Origin of the sequence: Pectinatus brassicae, assembly GCF_014201835.1 — a bacterium.
GTDB classification, from domain to species: domain Bacteria; phylum Bacillota; class Negativicutes; order Selenomonadales; family Selenomonadaceae; genus Pectinatus; species Pectinatus brassicae.
In genome coordinates, this window is the sequence record NZ_JACHFH010000033.1 from 1 (window position 1) to 23218 (window position 23218).

The window sequence follows — 23218 nt, forward strand, 5'->3', positions numbered from 1 at the left end:
AAACAATGATGTATTGTTCAGTTTTCAAGGTGCCTGCCTCAACAGTCAGCTTTTATATTATATCTAAACTGTTTGGCTCTGTCAAGAACTTTTTTCTTTCGATCTCTCGATGATTTCAAGTCCCTGCCGCTCTCTCAAGCGCAGAAGTTATTATATCTTATCTTCTGCTTTGTGTCAAGAACTTTTCAACCTGATGTTTAATCAGTTTTTTGTGCTTGCCACTTCCTTAAGCGCAGAAATTATTATATCTAAAATAGAGTTTAATGTCAATATATTTTTGTTTTTTTATTTAATTAGTTATATTTCCCTTATATTATTTATATAAAGAAAAGCATTATTACAAAATTTAAGGAGCACTGTTTACACATTTGCTCCCTAATTCTACTTAATTATTTGATTAATAAAATCCAACGATTTCAATCTTTTATCTAAAATAAACTCTATATAATTTAGCATTATTGCCTCTGCCGCCAATAAATCTTTGCCCTGAATATTAAACGACTGTAGTTTATCCCATTGCAATACCTTTAAGTGTAGTATCAGCCTGCGAACATTTTCCGCTAAAATAATATGTTTATCGTTATGACACTCATTGCATATAACTCCGCCCTGTTCGTAGGAAAAAAAAGCATCATCTTGTATGTCTGTCCCACAGACAACACATTTATCATAATGAAGCTGATAGCCCGTATACTCCAGCAACTGTAAAAATCCCGCCAAGGCTACTATACGTGGGTTACGTTTAACCATAGCGGGTATTATTTGTATTAATTTATCATAGACTTCCGTTTGAACTTGTCCTTCTTCAAAAACCTCTGTTACAAATTCAGCAATAAAGGATGCGTAGGCAAATGCCGTATAGTCCAAAGAAAAGTCTGCCAAAAATCCATTATGTTCACAATTTCTTACAATATCTAATCTTTGCCCCGATGATAATTGTACGTCAACAATGCTGAAAATTTGCGAAATAGTAGCTAAACGGCTACGTGGGCGACGACAGCCATATGCAGCAGCCTTAATTTTACCACGTTCCCGTGAAAAAAAGGTAACTATGCGATCGGCTTCACCCCAGTTTACCGCTCCTAAAATAATAGCTTTTGTAGTATATAATGCCATTATTTTACTGCTCCAGTACTACCAGCTCCCGGCATAACTGCACCAGCTGTTATGATATACTGCAATGCATCTTCTCCTTGTATATCAATATGCACAATGTCTTTTTTAGGAACAAAAACATTGAAGCCCGAAGTCATATTAAGACTCCAAGGAATAAATACCGACACATATTCTTCTTCTCCCAAATATTTAGCCATAAATGGTGAAACCGGCGTCATTAAAAACCCAAGGCACCGTACTCCCGGATGGGGATACGGTACCAATACTGCATTATCAAACATATTGCCGGATTTAAAAATAGTGTCAGATAATCTTTTTACACTGCTATAAATAAATTTAATCACTGGAATCTTGCCAATGATCTCTTCCCCAATACCAATAAATCGTCTCGACAGCCAATTTGATGATAAACCGCCCACCACTAAGATAATAATCACAGCAATTATTATTCCCATTCCTGGAAATTTTATTGGTATATAATGCCCCATTAATGCATCCATCATTGAGCGCACTGTAGAAATTATTAAGTAAGTAATGAATAGCGGCGTTATTATCATAATCCCATTTATAAAACACTTTGATAATTTATTCATTATTTTCTTCATGATAAAACGCCCCCATAGTATTAGTCGTTAAAACCTAGTTCTTTTAATAGACGTTCCCGATCACGCCAGTCTTTTTTCACCTTAACCCACAAATCAAGATAGATTTTAGAGCCCAATAAGTTTTGGATATCCGCTCTGGAACTAGCACCAATTTGTTTTAATAACGAGCCCTTAGCCCCAATGACTATTCTTTTTTGTGAATCACGTTCCACATAAATAGTCGCTCTTATATATACATCCTTATTTTGTCGTGTAGTCATCTCTTCAACATCAACAGCAATAGCATGCGGTACTTCATCACGTGTTGAAAGTAAGACCTTTTCCCTTATTAATTCGGCCACAATCAATCGTTCCGGCTGATCAGTCACCATATCTTCCGGGAAATACTGCGGCCCTTCCGGCAAAGCCGTATTAAGTTCTTTTAGTAATTCCGGTAAATTATCTTTTTCTTTAGCTGAAATAGGAATAACAGTTGAAAATTTATTGGATGTCTTGCTTTTACTTCCTTCTTCTTCACAAATTTTCTTATATTCAGCCTGATAAGCCGCTATTATCGGCAGTATTCTCCCTTTATCGAGCAAATCTATTTTATTTATTAATAAAATAATTGGCTTATTAGTAGCCTGCAATTGTTTCATTATATAGCGTTCGCCGCCGCCTATTTTTTCCGTAGCATCGATTACAAATAAGATGACATCTACTTCTTTAAGGGTATTTTGGGCAGCATTAACCATATGCTCACCCAATTTATGCATTGGCTTATGAATGCCCGGTGTATCAATAAAGACAACCTGCATATTCTCCTCAGTCATTACGCATGTTATTTTGTTGCGGGTAGTCTGTGGTTTATCTGACATTATAACGATCTTTTGTCCGATAAGACTGTTAATAAGTGTTGATTTTCCTACATTCGGCCGACCGATAACAGCGGCAAAACCTGATTTATATTTATTATTCATAGATACTTCCTTTTTAATTATATTATTTTTAAATGTATATCAGCGCTCTATTCCCAGCTGCTGCATTACAAATTCTTCTTCTTTACGCATTTCTATTCTGTCTTTTTCTTCAATATGATCATATCCCAGTAAATGCAGCATACCATGTGTGGTCAAAAATGCTAATTCACGTTTAAGTGAATGACCATAATCAGCTGCCTGTTCCTGTACTTTTTCAAACGAAATTATTATATCCCCTAAAATATTAGTGGACGGTCCGCCTGTAATTTCCGGTTCCTGTCCTTCATTAAGCGCAAATGACAATACATCGGTAGGACGATCAATATTACGATACTGCTTATTCATTAAATGGATATTATCATTATCAGTTATAGTTATACTGACTTCACTATCCTCAACAGCATAAAGCTGTCCAATTTTTTCCACCGTTGTATTTATTATAGATAATATTTCACTGTCAACCGCTAAATCTTCCGGTATTTTATCTATTAATATTTCCATATTTTCTCCATTAACTATGTTTATTCTCATTGAGCATAGCTGCCTCATAAGCATCATATGCTTTAATAATGCGTGCTACAACATCATGGCGTATAACATCTGTCTCATCAAAATGCACTGTTCCTATACCTTTTGTATCATGCAATATATTGACAGCTTCTGTAAGACCTGACATGAAGCCCCGTGGTAAATCAATCTGGCTTAAATCACCATTTATGACCATTTTGGAACCAAATCCCAAACGGGTTAAAAACATTTTCATTTGGCGTCCAGTTGTATTTTGGGCTTCATCTAAAATGGCAAAGGCTCTTTCCAGCGTACGACCACGCATATATGCTAATGGCGCTGTTTCAATTATATTTTTTTCCATTAATTTTTTATATGTTTCCAACCCTAAAATATCTTGCAATGCATCATAGAGTGGGCGCAAATACGGATCAACTTTTTCCTGCATATCCCCCGGTAAATACCCGAGTCTTTCGCCAGCTTCCACCGCTGGACGCGTAAGAATTATTCTGTCTACTTCATGATTTCTAAGTGCCATCACAGCCATTACTACTGCCAAATAAGTCTTGCCTGTCCCCGCCGGCCCTATGCCAAAAGTAATTGAATTTCTTCGTATAGCATCAATGTATACTTTTTGACCTAATGTTTTTGGTTTTATAGTGCGGCCGCGAGCCGATACAAACAATGTATCATTAAACAGGCTGTGAAGTTTTTCCGCTTCTCCCTTTTTGACAAGCTGTACAGCATATCTTACTTCATGAATGGTTATCGGTGTTCCCTGACGATAAAGCTGCAGCAGTTCTTCCACTACCTGCACTGCTAAGTCTACCTCATTTTGTTCACCATTCATGCTGATTTCCGTGCCACGGCCCGCTATCTTGCAGGAAAAATTATCATTCAGCAAGCGAAAAAATTCATCATGCTCTCCCAATAAAGCAACAGCTTCTTGTCTATCCTTAAAAATTATTTTTCTTTCAGTAAATTCTCGCAAATGCAGATAAGCCCCCTATTTTCTAAATTATAATTTAATTTTACCGCATCAAGTATAAATGTCAATCATAATTTATTACCGCAAAAACAAAAGGAAGCCGTTAGATTAAGCAATTAAGCAACTTTTTCTAACGGCTTTTTCTTTCTTTATTCTGTATTATATTTTTATTGTTTTTCTATTTGTGTTAATTAAATTTTAAATGCCGGAAAGGCTCCCCTGTAGGGGAGCTGGCAGCAAAGCTGCCTGAGGGGTTAACCCTTCCGACTTGACTTCGTCAAGCCACCTTCCCTATGCTGTAGCTCTTAATGCTTTAGCATTCTAGAGATACAGTACACACCGTGCAGGGACGGCTTTAAATGTCGCACTACTTTATTTACTAACATAACGCAAATTATTTTATTTTCATGCGATAACATTATTTTTTAAATGTTCTTTAGCTACTGACAGCATTAATTTTATTCGATTCAACTGATTTACTTCACTTACCCCAGCATCACAATCAATAGCAACGATATTTGCACCTTCATATGATTTTATAAGTTCACGAATCATGCCCTTGCCTGTTATATGGTTCGGCAAACAGCCAAATGGCTGCAGACACACTATATTATTGACGCCCTCATTGATGAGTTTTATCATTTCACCGGTAAGGAACCATCCTTCACCAGCCATATTACCTAAAGACACATGACCTTTGGTAAGCTGCGCAATCTGCTTGATGCTTATCGGCGCAGTAAATCTTTTGCTGTTATTTAAAGCCTTGCGCATTGGGCGGCGATAAAATTCCATAAATTTTATTGCCATTTCAGCTTTAAACTTGTCCATCCATTTACCGGCTAACATTTTATAAGAAATAACATCATCATAAGCCATATACATAAAGAAATCCATAAGATCAGGCATTACAACTTCCGCTCCTTCTTCCAAAAGAACTTCTTCCAAATGATTATTGGCAGTCGGATGATATTTGGCTAAAATTTCGCCGACAATTCCAATACGCGGTTTGCGTGTGCTATCGTCAATAGCAATATTATCAAAATCACGGACAATTTTTTCAATATTAGCCGCAAAAGTACTATAGCGATTCTTATCACTGCTAAGGTCACGTTTGCAATTATTCATAGTTGCCCTGAATAATCTTTCCACACTGCCCGGTTGTACTTCATATGGCAAAGTACGATGACGAACCCGCTGCAATAAATCCGCATACGTTGTAGCTTTTAAAACATCTATAAATAATCCCGTAGTCATTTTAAAAGAATCGGTTTCCCGTCCATAGCAGGCAAATACCGGTACCTGCGGCATGCCGGCATCCTTAAGAGCCTTGCGCATAAGGTTAAGATAATTAGTGGCGCGACAGGCTCCGCAAGTCTGAAACAGCATTATCGATGTATTGTTAATATCATATTTGCCCGACTTCAGTGCATAAAGCAACTGCCCAATAACAATGATGGCCGGATAACACATATCATTTTGTACATAGCGCAGTCCCTCATCAACCGCCGCTTGTTTAGGCATCTGCGGTATTTCTATACGATAGCCATGCTTTTTAACAACAGCTTCCACCAATTCAAAATGAAGCGGTGCCATTTGCGGTGCTAAAATAGTATGTTCCGTCTGGCATTCTTTTTTGAAATAAGCCCGTGGCGGAATCACTTCCGGTGCTCCTTCGCCCTGCTTCATCCCGTATTTCCATGCCGCCATCAGTGAACGCAGCCTAATCTTAGCCGACCCCAAATTACTAACCTCATCCAGCTTTATCATCGTATATACACAATGATGACGTTCTAAAATCTCTTTTACCTGTCCAGTGGTTATAGCATCCAAGCCACAGCCAAATGAACTAAACTGAATAAGTGTTAATTCAGGATGTTCAGCCACATATTGCGCCGCATGATAAAGACGGGCATGATAAGTCCATTGGTTGACAATACTTAACGGCTCATCGTGTACCGGCAGATGATATAAGGCATCTTCTGATAAAACCGCTATACCATATTGCTGTATCATTTCCGGAATACCATGATTTATTTCTGGATCAATATGATAAGGACGTCCACATAAAACGATTGCTTTTAAATTATCCTGTTTAATTTTTGCTAAAATCTTAACAGCATATTCTTTTATATCTTCTTTATATTTATCAAGTTCAGCATAAGCAGCTTCCAGAGCATTATGAATAGCTTTTTTATCGCCGCATAACACTTTAATTTCTTCCACAAGATGCTTTAACATCGCTTTTTTGTTGTTTATTGGTAAAAACGGCTGTATAAAACGGATATTTCTTTTTTCAAGAATATCCATATTAGCTCTGATATTTTCCGCATACGATGCTACAACTGGGCAATTGTAATTGCTGTCTGATTTATTTATTTCATCTTCAATATTAGTAGGAATACACGGATAAAATATTGTATCAACATCTTTTTCCACCAAATCCATAATATGTCCATGCACTAATTTAGCCGGATAGCATAATGAATCTGATGGAACTGTGGCCATCCCCTTATAATAAAGCTGTGCTGATGATTTTCCTGATAATACAACTTCATAACCCAGCTTTGTAAAAAACGTATACCAAAACGGATAGTCTTCATACATATTAAGACTGCGCGGCAAACCAATTTTACCCTTAGGTGCATTTATCAATGGCTTATAATAATTAAACAGTCGATTATATTTATATTCATAAATATTAGGAACCTTGTCTTCCTGTTTTTTCTCACCACCGGCACCCTTTTCACAGCGATTGCCAATAAAATATTTGCTGCCGTCAGGAAATTTCTGCATTGTTATCAGGCAATTATTGCCGCAGCCCTTACAGCGATATGATTTTGATTCTACTGTAAAGTTTTGCAATGCCTCTGCCGGCAATACCGTTGATTTTTCAGCTTTTCTTTCCAATGCCAATAACGCAATGCCATATGCTCCCATAAGACCAGAAATATCAGGTCTTATAACTTTTTTCTTTAACAGTAATTCCATGGAGCGAAGTACCGCATCATTATAAAAAGTTCCGCCCTGAACCACTATGGCATCGCCCATTTCTTTAGTGTCCTTAAGCTGGATAACTTTAAACAAAGCATTTTTTATTACCGATAAAGCTATACCGGCTGAAATATCAGCTACTGATGCCCCTTCTTTTTGTGCCTGTTTTACACGCGAATTCATAAAGACCGTACAGCGTGTCCCTAAATCAACCGGATGGTGTGATTCAATACCCTTGCTGGCAAAGTCTGCTGCCGTCATTGATAAACCCTGTGCAAAATTTTCAATAAACGAACCACAACCAGCTGAACAGGCTTCATTTAAAACAATCTGTGCAATATGCCCATTTTGCACAAAGAAACATTTCATATCCTGTCCGCCAATATCAAGCACCGCAGATACATCAGGGCAAAATTCCTGGGCAGCCCGCAAATGGGCAAAGGTTTCTACCTCACCAAAATCAGCATGAATCGCGGCTTTAACAATATATTCCCCATAACCGGTAGTGCCAATATTTTTTATGTAAGTTGATTCATTCATCTTACTGCATAAATCACGCATAGCTTTTAATACGCTGTCGAGTGGTACACCATTATTACTGCCATATGATGTATATAATAATTCCTTATTCTCGCCAATAGCTACTACTTTAGTTGTTGTAGAACCGGCATCAATTCCAACATAAATTGGTCCTGTATACCCTGTTAGATCGCCTTTTTTTACTACATCGGCATCATGACGCTTTTTAAATTCACGATATTCTTCATCATCTTTAAACAGCACAAATGGCATTTCACTAGTATCGCGTTTTATATTTCTGCCTTTAGCTAATTTATTCAATAGCCCCTGATAATTAAGTACGGCTGTCGGTTCTGACAATGATGCTCCCATTGCCACAAAATAACAGCCTTCCTTTGTTTCCATGGTATGTTCATTATCTAATTTCAGCGTTTTTATAAACTGTTTTTTTAATGCTGACAGGAAATATAATGGTCCGCCCAAAAATGCTATATTCCCCTCAATAGGACGGCCCTGTGCCAAATTACCAATAGTCTGGTTTACTACTGCCTGGAATATTGATAAGGCAATGTCTGCTTTGGCTGCTCCATCATTTACAAGTGACTGCACATCAGTTTTGGCAAAAACACCGCAGCGTGAAGCAATCGTATATATACGTGAACCTTTTTCAGCTAAGTCATTTAATCCCTTGGCATCAGTATGTAAAAGTGATGCCATATGGTCAATAAACGAGCCCGTACCACCTGCACACACGCCATTCATGCGTTGTTCCGGTGCTGTTCCAAAGTAAGTTATCTTCGCATCTTCACCGCCCAGCTCAATAGCTGCGTCTGTCTGCGGCATCCATTTTTTTATTGCCTGTGTACAGGCAATAACTTCCTGTACAAATGGAATTTCCATAGCCTCAGCCATCCCCATGCCAGCCGAACCAGTAAGCGTGCAATAAAACTCATGATTTTGTATCTTATCTTTCAATAAAGATACATCCTCACTAAGCGCTTTATATATCTCAGAAAAATGACGCTTATATTGTTTAAATACTATATTTTCAAATTCATCCAAAACAACGGTTTTTATAGTTGTAGAACCTATATCAATTCCGATTTTCCAAATAGAATTCATAACTACCACCCCGCAATACATTATTAGGTATGACTATAATAATATAATTATCATTTACTGTAAATACTAATGATAATTACTTTTACAAATATCTTACCGCTCCATAAACATAAACCGCATAAAAAACATATCATCAACGCAACTTTTGTTTATTTGTAAAATATTCCCTAGAACTGCTAAACGCCCTAATACATTTATTAAAAGTATTAGAGCGAGTAATTATCGATAAATCGTATTTTATATTGTATATCCACCATTTATAAGATATTTATATTTTATACCTATTGCTTTATTTTCGCAATATATTCATGCTTATGTTATACCATAATTAATAATTAATTTCAATAAGGAACTATTTACTTCTCTTATATCACTAGCTCTTTTTATTTATGAACAATATCATAATATTTTATCACTCCACACTATAATATATCTGTATCCCTCTCTATTTTTACTAAAACTCCTCTACTATATATAATTATTTATGCTATAATAACAATAAATAATATACGTATAAATCATTGTACGGAGGAATAACTTTTGAGTGAAATTATCGTCATTACATCCGGTAAAGGTGGTGTAGGTAAAACTACCACTACTGCTAATCTTGGAGCTGCCCTTGCTGCCGCCGGGAAAAAAACCGCTTTAATTGATACAGATACAGGTCTTAGAAATCTAGATTTAGTATTAGGCTTGGAAAACCATATATGCTCTACTTTAATTGATGTTGCCGAAGGTAAAATTCCTTATCAAAATGCCCTTATCAAGCATCCGCTTTATGAGAACTTATATCTTTTACCGACATCGCAAAAATATGATAAATCTGCGCTTAATGCGGATGCTTTAGTAAAAATTTGTAATGAGATGCGCAATGACTTTGATTACATATTAATTGACTGCCCTGCTGGTATTGAGCAAGGTTTCCAGACTTCGATTGCTGCAGCCGATTCAGCTATAGTAGTTACCATGCCCGAAATGTCAGCATTACGTGATGCCGACAAAATAATCGGTGAATTAAACCGCGCCGAATTTACTGATATAAAATTAATCATCAATCGTATCCGCCCCGATATGATTCGCAAAAATGATATGCTTGATACCCAGGATATAACGGAAATTCTCGGTGTTGATATAATCGGTCAGCTGCCCGATGAAGAAGCTATTATAAAATACACTAATAAGGGACAAAGTATTATTGAAGATGACGCTGCCCTATCGGCACAAATATTTAAAAATATTGCCCAGCGCATCTGCGGAGAGGACATTCCTTTTGTCAATCTTGTCAGCCCGCCAACAATTATTGATAAACTAAAAAGTCTATTTAAAAAGTAACTTAAAAGAGCTGATTTGCGTTAAGCAAATCAGCTCTTTTTTAATAATTTACCTGCCATAAAAACAGTCCTTCGGGCGGTGCAGTCTTACCAGCTTTCGTTCTATCCTTTGACACTATTACCTGTTTAAAACGTTCTAATGACATTCTGTTATTGCCAACTGTCGCCACTGTACCCACTATATTGCGTACCATATGATATAAAAAACCATTGCCCCAAAAACGAAATGTATACATATCATCTTCCTTTTCGCACTGGGCTTCATATATAGTCCGCACTGGATTCATATTAGGCGCTCCACCGGCTGCTTTAAATGAAGAAAAATCATGTGTGCCCACTATATATTCCAATGCCTTCTGCATCGGCTCAAGCTGCAAATTGTATTCATAATGCCAGCTGTAGCGGCGCAATAAGGGATTTGGTATTTTATTATTGTGCACTTTATAAATATATATTTTATCTTTAGCACTGTGCAGAGCACTAAAGTCCCGATCTACTTCACGAGCTGCTGTAACTACTATATCATTAGGTAATAGTCTATTAGCCGCTCTTGGTATGCTGTCAACTGGAATAATTCCATCGGTAAAAAAATTAACGACCTGCCCTTTGGCATGAACACCAGCATCAGTTCGCCCCGCCGCTGCCAATTCAATAGAATCATTAAAAATCCGCGGCAATACATCTTCCAATACATTTTGTACCGCTGTACAATTTTTTTGGCGCTGAAAGCCATGATATTCAGTTCCATCATAAGCTACCGTCAGACAAATATTTCGTTTTCTTTGTTTCATCAATTCTTTATGCTCTGATTTCATTACATACCCTTTAATCGTAAAACTATCAACACCAACAGAAAAACAATAAAACCACCCGTAACAAATCCATCCAGCCTGGTAAGATGCATCTGTTTCATGCGTGTCCGGCCCTCACCGCCATGATAGCAGCGTGATTCCATCGCCAATGCCAACTCGTCAGCTCTGCGAAAAGCACTGACAAATAATGGGATAAGTATTGGCATCACACATTTTAATCTGGTCATAATATTGCCCGATGTAAAATCAGCACCGCGTGATTTTTGTGCCTTGATAATCTTATCCGTTTCATTTATAAGTGTTGGAATAAAGCGCAGGGCAATTGTCATCATCATCGAAATTTCATGTGCCGGTACACCAATTTTTTTAAATGGTTTTAAAAGACTCTCAAGGGCATCCGTCAACACTAACGGTGAAGTCGTAAATGTGAGTATTGATGCCATAAGTATCAATAATAATAACCGAATTGTTATAAATATTCCCTGGGATAAACCACTCCAAGTAATATTAAAAATCCATACTTTTAATAAAGTCGGCCCTTCACCGCTGAACAAATGAACTATAAATGTAAACAGTACTATCCAAAACATTGGTTTTAGCGACTTCATATACATTCTAATTGGTATCTGAGAAATATACATTAATATGATATTAAATATTATCAATAACGCATAATCCGCTCTGCTGTCACATAAAAAAATACTAAGAATTAATGCAAACAACATTAAAATTTTTGCTCTTGCATCAATACGGTGCAAAACAGATTCTCCGGGGAAAAACTGCCCAATCATTATATCACTAAGCATTTTTCCCCCTCCTATGCCAAGCCTGACTTACGGCTTCTGCCGCAGCATCAACATTCGTATAATTGGTCTTTACTGGTACAACTTCATCATTTATTTTCTGCAGTAGCTGTGTAAGGCGGGGTGGCCGCAGACCGGCTTGTTCTAATACAGCATTTTTATTAAAAATCTCCGCTGGTCTGCCATCAGCAGCTATCTCCCCATTATTAAGTACGATTACCCGCTGCGCCAGCCCCATAATATCATCCATATTATGCGATACCATAATAACAGTGGTATCACCTTTATCATAAAGCTGCCTGATATTATTTAGTAAATCACGTTTTGCCTGAGGATCAAGTCCTGCCGTTGGTTCATCAAGCACCAGATAACGTGGCTGCAGGGCAATAATGCCAGCAATAGCTACCCTCCGCATCTGACCACCACTCAATGCAAACGGTGACATATCCTTGTATTTTTTATAATCAAGCTTTACAAATTCCATAGCTGCCTGTACACGACTTGTTATTTCTGCTTCATCTAAGCCAAAATTCTTGGGACCAAAAGCAATATCAGCAAAAATTGTCTCTTCAAACAACTGATGTTCAGGATATTGAAAGACCATTCCTACAGATCTTTTAGCTGTTATTACAGCAGAACCTTTGCCGTTTATATCGATATCATCAACCACTACCTGCCCATCTGACGGTTTTAACAATCCGTTTAAATGTTGCATTAAAGTTGATTTACCCGAGCCGGTATGTCCGGCCACTGCCACAAAGCTGCCCTTATCAATTGTCAATGACACATTTTTTAATGCATCTTTTTCATAAGGTGTTTTTTTCATATATGTATAGGTAACGTTTTTTATTTCAATTGCCACTTTATCTCACCATAATTCATCTTTTATACACAAATAATATCAATTAGATATTATACAGGCATATAATGGTAAACGCAATAAACATAGCTGTTTACATTAGAAAAAATCATTTAATAAATCATTTATAAAACTCTCTTGATACACAGCTTGTTTATATTTTTGTAATAATTGAACCTGCTGCTCTAATGATGATTGTTTGATTTTATCAAGCTTTTTAAGTCGCTCATCTGATAATACATTATTCTTATCATTATTTTCTCCAACAATATCAATATATTGCCGGGCATTAAAATGCCATAATTTAACACGTGTGCCATACCGCTCTATTATTTTTTCGACAATGCCCAATCCCTCGGGGTCAAAATCACCAGAATAATACAACTCTGCCCCACTGCTATATAGTCTGTCCAGTAATGCCCATGATGCCATTTTTAGCTGCCCATGTAAACATATCACAGCTTGATTATTACCACTCTGTTGTAAATAATCGATAATTGCTGAAAAAACACCAGAGTTTTCTACTACATACACAATATATTTTTCTTTATTTTTAACTTCAGCTATTGGACGAATTTTCGTTGCACGAACAATTTCCCGTAAAGGCAGATTAAGCGGTGCCTTTATTTTAGCCGCTTCATACCAGTAAGCAATCCGACCAGTATCATCAAAACCACACAAACCAAACACAGTAGCAAAATTAAGGATATCATCGCGCAATAATTTATGCCGATAAAAAATTTCTGTTTTAGCATCAATACTCATTATAGCCATATTAGTACCAGCCAAAAATGCCAATGCCTGCAATAGTACATTAGCTTCCACCGTGTTGACATCAAAAATATGCGGATTACCGCTTACTCTATTAGCAAAAACTGGCAGCCGTTCATAGTCCGTCGGTAAATTATCCAAAGCTTCTGCCAGCAGCTGCAATAACTTTTTATTATTGGCTAATTCTCGACGATACAGATATAACTCTTTATTTTTTAATGCTTGCAGCCATTTATTAGCCGCACCGATCATATGTTTTTCTAATAATTCATCGATAATTGCCAGCTGATTTTTTTGCTGTAGTAATTTTTCCTGTTGTTTAGAAATAAGCGAGCCTTTGTGATAATACTTTAAAAAGTTTTCCAGTTCAATAGCCGCAAACCGCGTATTTTTCCATGCACTACAAAATTTTTTATAGCTTATACGCACTTTACTTTCTCGTATATATTTACCTAAAAAACCCGACAATATTTCTTTATCACTACTGCTAAGTGCTGTGAACTCCACAACACCTCCCCAATGTCCGAGACTGCGATATTTATCACAGAAACATCCTGCTAAACGAGATAAAATTTCATTATCGTTAAAATAGACTTTTGCTGTTTTTAAAATATCTTCTTCATTTTTCATCAGCTTGTATATCCTCACCAGTCAAAAGCATTTTGCGCACATGTCCATCCCAATGACAGCCAAACAACTGCACATATGGAGCATTGGCGGGACGCAGCAACTCATACATATTAAGCTGTGGCACCACATCGTAATCACCCCAAATAGCCTGTGAATTCATTATATAATTAAAACCTAATTTCTCTACCAAATTAAACATATCACGAATATTTTTTTCATCAACACCAGCAAAAGCTTCATCAAGCGTTATTATAAACGGCGCATCCTTTCCTGCTTCAAGATAACGGGAATACGCCGCCGAAAACAACGGAATATACATAGCCATAGCTTTTTCACCGCCGCTAAAGCGAAAAAATATTTTATCTGTGAGTTCTCGTTTTTTTATCTGCTGCCCCTGATCATAAAAGAGTTTAAAATTAAACCACTGACGATAATCGAGCAAATCACGAACTGCCTGCTGAAAAAACTCAAGATCTTTTTGCTGTAATTCCGCCTCTTCCTTGGCCTGCTTAATTCGTGCCGAAAAATGTTCCACAATCTTTTTCATATCCTCATCCTTGAGTAAAGCAGGATCCATATGCAGTAAATCCACCAGTTCTCCTGTATCTAACTCGGCATCATCCTGCCCACGCAGCGGTTTCCATTCCAATCTAAATTTTATACCGCTTGAAGTATCACTTTTCTGCATAAGCGAATTCATTTGTTTAACCCAATGCTCAGCGGCATAAATTTTTTGGCTGATAGCCCGCCCAATATTGTTCATTATTATTTCTTCATAAAGTCTTTTATCCTGCTCCGATAAAAGATTTTCCTGCTCAATTAAATGTTTTTTTATGATATCCGCCTGCTGATATGGATTTAATAAATTTCCTGCTGTTTCTATTACTATTATCTGGCGTTTTGCCTTTTCCGCCAAATTATTCCATTCATTTTCCCATTCACTTTTTCTATCTGCGCCATCTAAATTTGGTATTGTCATAATTTGTTCATCAAGCTGACGAATCTGCAAACGGTATTCCTGCAGATGCATCTGCTCATAAGAGAATTTTTCATTCAATTTACTCATAAGCTGGGTTAATGTTTTTCTGCCGCTTTTTTCCCATTTTTTTACTATATTTGCCAATTCTGATTCATCGGTAATTGCTGGAATAATCAGGCCACGCGCAATTTCATCGTTTAATAATTTCTGCGCAGCCTCTGTTATTTTTTTATAGAAATTACATTCCAGCTGCAGTTGTTCCAATTGAACAGTAGTCTGCTCAATTACTCCTTGATTTTTGGCATTAATGGCGACCTGTTCATTTATCGCCTTTGGCAGCAAACTTAATCGCTGCATTACTGCAGCTATGCGCTTGTCTAATTTATCAATATCCGTTTCCTGCAGGTAACTATTAATCGTGTCCAGACGTTTTTTTAATTTATTTACTTCCAGTTCACATTCCAAGCGTTGTCCGATAAATTCATCAATTTCGGTCTGTACATAATCTATATCGGCACATATACGCTGACGATTACGCTGAACATTATCATAGTCTTTTTGCTCTATTTGCAATTTAGCAAAATAACTATTATAGCGCTGCATCTCATCTTGTGCGTTCTCATAGGCTTCACTGGTAAAAGGCAGCGTATTATTCCCACGCAGTTTATTTATTTCCTGCTGTTGTTGACGCATTTCCTCCGCAAGCTTTCCCTTAGCCCTTTCTTTGTCAGCAACTTTTTTACTCTGCCTTTCAAGTTCACTTTGATACTGTTGCTGACTATTATATACAAGCTTAATTTCTTTTTCCGCAGGAAAATCTTTTTTTGCCATTACTATCTGAGTAATTTTATTCTTAATTTTTTCTACTGCATTTTTTATCTCAATATTCTCAGCCTGCCGTTCCTGCAGTATCTGCTGTTTTTCAATAATTTGCTTTTGTCTATACAATTTTCTTGCCTGACTGCCTAAATACATTGCTTCTGCTGACAAAATTTCACAACCGCTGATATTCCCATAGTGATAGGCTCCATTTTGTACATTTATACTAATATAAGCATCAGCACTATAAGCATAGAACGCTTCATCAACAACAATACTGCTCAAAATACTGGCAATACGTTCTTTTCCCACAACTGTTTTTTCACCTGGCTGCAAATAATCAAATAAGGTTTTAGCCAATACCGGAACCATCGCGCTGCCAACAATATTTCCCCGCATTTGTTGTGGCAGCCTCTCATTCACAGCATCACTTTCCAGTATCAACGCATTTAAAACACCACTGCCAGTTAATGCTGCTTCAATAGCACACTGCTGCTGTGCCGTCACCGTTTCTCTAAATTCAACACTTTCGTAAAAAGCTGTCCATTTAATTTTATTTTCAGTTAAATATTTTCTAGCCTGCTGCATTTCCTCTGATAACATTGGCACGGCTTCTTTTGTTTCTCGTAATACTTTAAGCTGTTGTTCAAGTTGTACAATTTCATTATCCAAAATTTTCTGCTTAGCAATAAACTCTCCCAAAATAGCGTTATTACTTTGTATAATATCTATGCACTGATTTTCCAGCACAATTGCTGCGTCTTCCCATTGCTGTCCATCATATAATTCCTGTAAAACAGTTATTATCCTTGTTTCTGCTTCGATATCAATTGGCAAAATATTTTTATATTTGTTTTTCCATTCATAATAGGCTTTTACTAATTTGTCCCGCTGCTCTTCCAATTGGGCAGTAATCTTTTCATATTGCCGTTGATATTCATCCAGCAGTTTATTTTCCTGTCCCAATTCCTTTTCAATGCGACTATAATTATCAGTTAATTTTTGGTAAGCCTGTGCTGCCCTGCGCAAACACTGTAAATGACTGCTATAATTATCTATTTCCTGCTGCCATGCTGAAAAATGAACAGCATTATCGTTGTTATTTACAGCATATCCCGCCTGCATTACCTCTGCAAAGACAAACTGCGCTGTCTTTGCTATATCAGTTAGTTCATCCAGTATGTCAGCAACTGTTGTTTCCAGCTGAACTATTTTTTCTTCATAAGTATGCACCACATCAGTTAATTCAAATTCTCGCCGCTTTTTCTCACTTAAAGTTTCTGCCAGACGCTCATAATCATTTTGTTTTTTCTGCAATAATTCTTCTTTATCACGTTTATCAGAGGCAGCACGATAAATTTTATTATTTTTAAGTTCTTCATTTTCATTGCTGAGCTCATCTTGTTCGATAATGAGCTTTTGTTGTTGTTCTTGTGCCAGTTGACAACATTGCTGAGCCGTTTCTTGTTCTTGCAGACAAGCCGCATAATTTTTTTTAGCTGATTCATAACGCTGCTTATAAGTTCTATCCGCTAAAATCTGCTGCACTAACACACCACGATTATAAGCATCATATTCGCGACAGATACCATTAAAAGATTTTTCTTCCCGCTGCAGTTGTTCAATAGCCAGTTTGGTTTTTTCCATACTTTCAATTGTTTCCGATAAAGGCTGCAGCTGTTCTTCACTTAAAGCCGGCAACGATTCGTTTAATATTTCATATATTACACTGGGCTTAAAATCACGTGATAATTTGGGACTGCGCAATTGTATAAGCAAACGCATCAACTCGCGATACTTATCAATATCTTTAAACCCAAAAATATAACGATTAACCAGTTGCATATATTCCTTCTGTGACAAAGTCAACCGTCCACCTGTACCCAACCGATTCTCGAGTTCTCGGCGTGACAGGGGAATACGCTGTTTTTCACCGGTCTGAGGATTTTTTTCCATTTTATAAAGATAAAAATCCTTATTTATACGCCGGTTATCTGTTACGATAAATCCCCAAAAATCTACTTTTCCGGCATTACGACGAGCATGCAGACCTATCCCTGTCGTAATATACTGCTCGCTTTTTTGTCTTTTATACTCCAAAAATAAATAACCTGTCCGCTCATCATAATTACTTATTTCTTTTTCGCCTAAAAGATAATCTTCTATTCGACGTGAGCGTGAGCCAAAACTATCCAATCGTTCAGCTGACTTTACACCATCCAGCAGCAATGTAATAAGACTTTGCATCGTTACTGATTTACCGGCACCATTGCTGCCCCGCAATAACAGCCTTCCACCAGCAAATAAAAATTCAGCCTCATCATAATACCAATAATTAAGTATTCCGGCTCTGTGTAACTGCCATTTATTACTTTCCATATGCTGTAGTACCTCCTGCCAAATAATCTGCCGGGTATTTGCCAATTAACTTAAATAATGCCGGCTGCAATATCACCATATTTTCTTGTTCGTGCCAAAATACCATCTGCCACTCCATCATTTCCGCCAAAATTGCCCGCGACAGTTTTTCTGCTGTCATTTCACGAAATTCCTTGGTCCAGCCACTATTAAATTGCTGCGCAGTCTTCTCAGCCAAATTTATAAACTCGTTTAATGATAACGCCTGTGGCTTAATACTATTTTCCCAACAATACGCAGCCAAGCTCAAAATAACATCATGACTACCTTTCAAACGTGCGGGAAAAACATCTTTAAACCAAGTATTACGCTCATTACTTACTGCCATAGCACAATCATCATATAGCTGTACATCAACTTCAAACAGTTCCATCATTTCTTCATTTATACGCCGATACATCTTGCGTAAGTAGGCAAAATCATCAGCAGCCGTTTCTTTATAAAAAATAGGGGACAATAATAGCTGCCGATAGACATTATGACGACGATGAGCTACCTCTTCCGCTTCCACCGCATCATTTTCCATAAACTCACTTTGATATAAACTGGCAATATCATCATAGTTTTGCAGGTCTTTAGGGTAACTACGTAAAAAATAACGCGACAATATCGTTATCTGATAAAGTGTTTCCCCCGAAAAAGATTCACGCGAAAAATCATTGCTTAAAAAATTTTCACCGCTGCGGTCACCATCTATCCAGCGCAATATTTCCATTGACAATAGATAGTTTATTACTCTGACCAATGCCCGCCGCCAATTATATGACTCCCAATTTATTTTGTCGTTAAATTCTTCGTCTGGATAATATTCCAGCAAAGCCTCACATAAATCACTCAATAAAAATTTACTGTCAACTTCCTGTTCTTCCAAATACGCCATAATACAGCAAAGCAATACATAATCCTCTGCCTGCTGAAATTCTTTAATCCCCATAAATGCCTCAGCCCTTGCTGGTATCTTTTCCAGCTTGTAAAAACGTTGATTGCTGACAAGCAGCCAGCCGCATTTATCTTGAAAATATCTTTGCAGCTCTTTTTCATAACGTCGTACCAAATTATATTCCTCAGGTAATTTTTTTCTTATGAGCCATTTATTTTCTAAAAGCAGCATCATAGCACGTTTCATATTATTATCCATAATTTTTCATCCTCGCCGCCGTTACCTGCAATTTCATTTTCGGTAAAACAAATTCACCATCATCACTTTTTAATACAATGGTTTCAGTAGTATTATTATCCCATAGCAATTTCACCTGTCGTCCCGTCTGAGTCTGAATCTGACGGGTTTCCTGCTGCAGGCAGCGTGTTATCCAGCCCAGCAGAGTTTTACGCACAGCAGCGGATATTTTAGGCAATTCAGCCAAATCAATACTATCATGATGAATTAGTTTATCGATTAACTCATCATGCACTATTTGCTGTTCACGATACTTTTGTAAAACCAGTCTTTTTTCTGCTGCATATTCAGTCATAGCCTGCTGTTTACTTTTTTCCCGATATGTTTTTGTTCGCGGTTTCATCTCGATAACCGTGGGAGCTTCCTCCTGCAGCAGGATATCAAAACTATCACTACTACGCGGCTTTGCATAAAAATGCCGCATCTGTACAGCACCGAATAATACCGCACTGAGCTTGGCTGCTTCCTGCTGTGACCCTAACCGTAAAAACCAGCGGGACAAATATATGTAATCATTTTTGCGGCTGCGAAAGGCCTGATGACGTTCAGCTAACCTTTTGGCAAAACGTGTTATCCGCCTTATTGTTTCCATCGTTTCCCCATATAATACCCGCAACTCGCTTTCACGATACTGGGCGCCCAAAAACCATTCTTTTATAGCCAAATACTGCTCCATATATTCATCAAAGTAATCTTTTTCTGTTTTTTCTTCACCAAGCCGATAATTAAGCTGATAATTAGCTATTTTATCTATTATATTTTTCTCTTTTACTGCGTCATTTCTTTTAAATACTGCCTCAATCTGCAATGACGAATGCTGCAAACCTATCATGAAGTTTTGCAAATAATGAGTAAATTTATCCTTATAAATAATAAATTCACTTGTTTTCATGCGTTCTTCAACTTTTTCACTTTTAACATGCGCCAAATAATCGGCAGCATTTTGCACCATTGTTTTAAAATAATGACATAAATCATTCCAGGTCTGATTTAAATTCTCGGCACTTAAATCATTTCCCTTATCTAAAAGCATTGTTATGGAATGCAGCAGTCTATCAAACTGCGTTGTTTCCAGCGATCCGCCAAATTCACTGCCAATCTTTTGCAGATTCTGTATCATGCGTTCTATTTCTACGGTGTATGGCGTACACTGATAACGTAATTTTTTCTTTTTGAAATCATCTATTGTATTCATATTAGCGGTTTCCTGCTGGGCCGATAAATTATGCCATTGTATCAGCTGATTTAAGTCCTGACTAAGCTGTTCACTTGTATATTCCTTAAAATGGTCATCTTCCCGCAAATATTGATATATTTCTTCCGGATAAATATATGTCTGCATCCGCTCATGTTTTTTATAACAAAAATGAATGATACTGCGGTATCGCCAGGTATTCTCCTGATTTAAATAGGCTGTTTCCGATATTCTTTTTAAAGTACTTTGCTCTACCATTTTATTTATTTCCTTCTAAATATTTAATCATCATAACCTTCTTTTATTATTCTACACTATAACCGTAAATTCTTTTAGATATTCCTAACAGTAAATTAAAAATACCCAGCTGATTAATATATCAGCCGGGTATTTGGTAAGTAAAATTATCTCATTTTTCTAAAGTACTCATATCAAGCTTATCAAAACCAGCCAGCAAATCACACATAATTGCCGTTATCTTACTGCAATCGCCTTTGCCGTTACCCTCAACATTAAGCGGCATCTTAGGGTCATGTAGAGACTGGCGCAATAACGCCCAGCCATTAACTTCACCATTAAAGGACAGACGCACGCCTTCATATGATGGAGTAACTACCGTATAATTTTTTTCTTTAGCTCTTTGCTCAAAAGTTTTTAAAACATCCTGCCCATATGCTTTAAAGTCTTCACATTTTATATTCATGCGATATTCGGCTTCTTCATATATTGGCTGCAATTTTTCAATAAGACTTTCCAATGATTTATTTTCTTTTTGCGCTATAGCTGCAGCAATCAAAAGTTTTACTGCCAAATAAGCACCATCATCAAGATAATAATTTTCTTTTAAAGCACCATGTCCGCTTGTTTCAATTGCCAGCGGTGATACTTCACCTTTTTCATTGAGACGTCGGCATTCATTGATAACATTTTTATAGCCACGCATATAACGATGATGTTTTAAATGCAATTCCCCTTCCAAAAAGGCTGTAAGCTTATCTGAAGTAACAGAATCTGTAATAATTGTGGAATTGGGATAATCCGGTGCCAAAATTGCTGCCATCATGGCAATAAGTGCATCACGATTAATTTCCCGTCCATCAGAAAGCACTGCTGACATTCTATCTACATCAGTATCAAAGATAAGACCTAAATCGGCTTTATTTTTAATAACTGCACTGCGTAATGCTTCCATAGCTTTTTTGTCTTCAGGATTAGGAATATGGTTAGGGAAATGCCCATCTGGTTCTAAGAATTGACTGCCTTTAGTCTTAGCTCCGAGCTGTCCTAATACTTTTTCGACGAAAAAGCCGCCGGCACCATTGCCTGCATCAACGACGATATGTAATCCTGCTAATGGATGATAAAAATCATCAGCCTTTATTCCCTTACGAATTTTTTCGCATAAATCCTGGGCATAAAGATCAATCAAATCACATTTAACAGCTTTATCAGTATCTGCTTCAATTACATCTGTATCTACCGCAATTTTAAGCATATCGGTTAAATCGGCTTTTTCCATGCCGCCTTCCATCGTAAAGAATTTCAAACCATTACGATTAAATGGCAGATGACTGGCTGTAATCATCATTGAACCAGTAAAATCTGTTTTTTCATATACAAGCGACATAAACATTGCCGGTGTAGTAGCCAACCCGCAGTCATATGCTTGGGCTCCCGTGCCAACAATAGCTTTTATTACTTGCTGCTTTAGTGCCGGCGCAGAAATACGTGAATCATGACCCACGGCAATCTTCAACTCAGCTGCTGGCTTATTTTCTTTAGCTGCCAGCCATTTTACAAAAGCGGCTGCTATGCGGTTAGTATAATCAAGTGTCAGAGTAACTGGCTCGCCCTCTACTCCTTCTACGGCTACGCCGCGAACATCACTGCCATTTTGTAATTTTAATATTGCTTTATCATCTGACATTAAACTCATTCCTTCCTGTGAAAATACTAGTGTATTTTAAGTTATTTATGGGCATATTTCAGTCTAAAACAAATTTATAATGATAGTACTCTTTACCTTAAAGAGTATCACATTTTCCCATAAATGCAAAAGTTTTTTATTTTCTATATAAAAAGGACGTAAAGCAGTGATTAATCCGCCGCATTTTTACGTCCTCTTCCATAGTAACTATATATTCATTTATTTAGCTGCTCTAATATGTTCTTCTTCCAGTTCATTGATACGCAATACTTTTGGCTGTGAACGGGACTGCTCGGAATACTCCGAATCAAGCCATGTATCAAGGATTGTTTTTGCCAATTCTACACCAATAACACGTTCACCCATGCAGATAATCTGGGCATTATTACTCATTCTACTGCGTTCAGCCGAAAAAGTATCATGGCAGACAGCCGCTCTTACGCCTGGCACTTTATTGGCACAAATACACATGCCAATACCAGTACCGCAAACAAGCACCGCCCGCTGATATTTACCTTGAGCTACTGCATCAGCTACTTTATAAGCTACATCCGGATAAAGAACAACTTCTCCTTTATCGGCACCAAAATCAGTAACTTCATAACCTTTTTCTTCTAAATGTTCTTTCAAAATAACCTTCAAACTATATGCTGCTTCATCACAACCAATAGCAATTTTCATAATAATCCT

Annotated in this window: 16 protein-coding genes; 1 reads left to right on the forward strand and 15 read right to left on the reverse strand. The window is 37.2% G+C overall.

All coding sequences use genetic code 11. The features are described 5' to 3' along the window. Positions 1–381: 381 nt before the first annotated feature. The 6 genes from recO to HNR32_RS10995 form a co-directional block, all read right to left on the reverse strand. Positions 382–1116, reverse strand: a complete 735-nt coding sequence (gene recO, locus HNR32_RS10970; protein WP_183862606.1) for a DNA repair protein RecO — start codon at positions 1114–1116, stop codon at positions 382–384. Continuing rightward, positions 1116–1721, reverse strand: a complete 606-nt coding sequence (locus HNR32_RS10975; RefSeq protein ID WP_183862608.1) for a DUF502 domain-containing protein — start codon at positions 1719–1721, stop codon at positions 1116–1118. The genes recO and HNR32_RS10975 overlap by 1 nt, the downstream gene beginning before the upstream one ends. 20 nt (positions 1722–1741) lie before the next feature. Beyond that, positions 1742–2680, reverse strand: coding sequence for a GTPase Era (gene era / locus HNR32_RS10980; protein WP_183862610.1), 939 nt, complete (start codon positions 2678–2680; stop codon positions 1742–1744). Between the two features lie 39 nt (positions 2681–2719). Continuing rightward, on the reverse strand, positions 2720–3181 hold the full coding sequence (gene ybeY, locus HNR32_RS10985) for an rRNA maturation RNase YbeY (protein WP_183862639.1): 462 nt from the start codon (positions 3179–3181) through the stop codon (positions 2720–2722). A gap of 10 nt (positions 3182–3191) precedes the next feature. Beyond that, the gene (locus tag HNR32_RS10990) at positions 3192–4178 is read right to left on the reverse strand and encodes a PhoH family protein (protein ID WP_375782639.1); all 987 of its coding nucleotides are present in this window, start codon (positions 4176–4178) and stop codon (positions 3192–3194) included. A gap of 402 nt (positions 4179–4580) precedes the next feature. Beyond that, positions 4581–8807 (reverse strand): 2-hydroxyacyl-CoA dehydratase, encoded by a 4227-nt coding sequence (locus HNR32_RS10995; protein WP_183862612.1) that lies wholly within the window; start codon positions 8805–8807, stop codon positions 4581–4583. Between the two features lie 540 nt (positions 8808–9347). On the opposite strand from HNR32_RS10995, the gene minD reads away from it, so the two are divergent. Next, the gene (minD, locus tag HNR32_RS11000; protein WP_183862614.1) at positions 9348–10139 is read left to right on the forward strand and encodes a septum site-determining protein MinD; all 792 of its coding nucleotides are present in this window, start codon (positions 9348–9350) and stop codon (positions 10137–10139) included. Positions 10140–10179: 40 nt separating this feature from the next. On the opposite strand, the gene truA is transcribed toward minD, so the two are convergent. The 9 genes from truA to rpiB all read right to left on the reverse strand — a co-directional run bounded on the left by truA (position 10180) and on the right by rpiB (position 23209). Beyond that, positions 10180–10953: a tRNA pseudouridine(38-40) synthase TruA gene (gene truA, locus HNR32_RS11005; protein ID WP_183862616.1), complete on the reverse strand. Its 774-nt coding sequence runs from the start codon at positions 10951–10953 to the stop codon at positions 10180–10182. Next, entirely contained in the window at positions 10953–11756 is an 804-nt protein-coding gene (locus tag HNR32_RS11010) for an energy-coupling factor transporter transmembrane component T family protein (protein WP_183862618.1), read from the reverse strand. Before HNR32_RS11010 ends, truA begins: the two co-directional genes overlap by 1 nt. After that, on the reverse strand, positions 11749–12615 hold the full coding sequence (locus HNR32_RS11015) for an energy-coupling factor transporter ATPase (protein ID WP_183862620.1): 867 nt from the start codon (positions 12613–12615) through the stop codon (positions 11749–11751). The genes HNR32_RS11010 and HNR32_RS11015 overlap by 8 nt, the downstream gene beginning before the upstream one ends. 96 nt (positions 12616–12711) lie before the next feature. Then, positions 12712–14013 carry a TIGR02679 domain-containing protein gene (locus tag HNR32_RS11020; protein WP_183862622.1) on the reverse strand — a complete coding sequence of 434 codons (1302 nt, stop codon included), beginning with the start codon at positions 14011–14013 and terminating at the stop codon, positions 12712–12714. Then, positions 14003–18190 carry a TIGR02680 family protein gene (locus tag HNR32_RS11025; RefSeq protein ID WP_183862624.1) on the reverse strand — a complete coding sequence of 1396 codons (4188 nt, stop codon included), beginning with the start codon at positions 18188–18190 and terminating at the stop codon, positions 14003–14005. The genes HNR32_RS11020 and HNR32_RS11025 overlap by 11 nt, the downstream gene beginning before the upstream one ends. Next, a complete protein-coding gene (locus tag HNR32_RS11030; RefSeq protein ID WP_183862626.1) occupies positions 18180–19367 on the reverse strand; it encodes a TIGR02678 family protein in 1188 nt (395 codons plus the stop codon). Before HNR32_RS11030 ends, HNR32_RS11025 begins: the two co-directional genes overlap by 11 nt. Next, a complete protein-coding gene (locus HNR32_RS11035) occupies positions 19360–20859 on the reverse strand; it encodes a TIGR02677 family protein (protein WP_183862628.1) in 1500 nt (499 codons plus the stop codon). Before HNR32_RS11035 ends, HNR32_RS11030 begins: the two co-directional genes overlap by 8 nt. A gap of 151 nt (positions 20860–21010) precedes the next feature. Beyond that, complete coding sequence (locus tag HNR32_RS11040) at positions 21011–22528, reverse strand: phosphohexomutase domain-containing protein (protein WP_183862629.1); 1518 nt, start codon at positions 22526–22528, stop codon at positions 21011–21013. A gap of 219 nt (positions 22529–22747) precedes the next feature. Further along, on the reverse strand, positions 22748–23209 hold the full coding sequence (gene rpiB, locus HNR32_RS11045; protein WP_183862631.1) for a ribose 5-phosphate isomerase B: 462 nt from the start codon (positions 23207–23209) through the stop codon (positions 22748–22750). Positions 23210–23218: the final 9 nt, after the last annotated feature.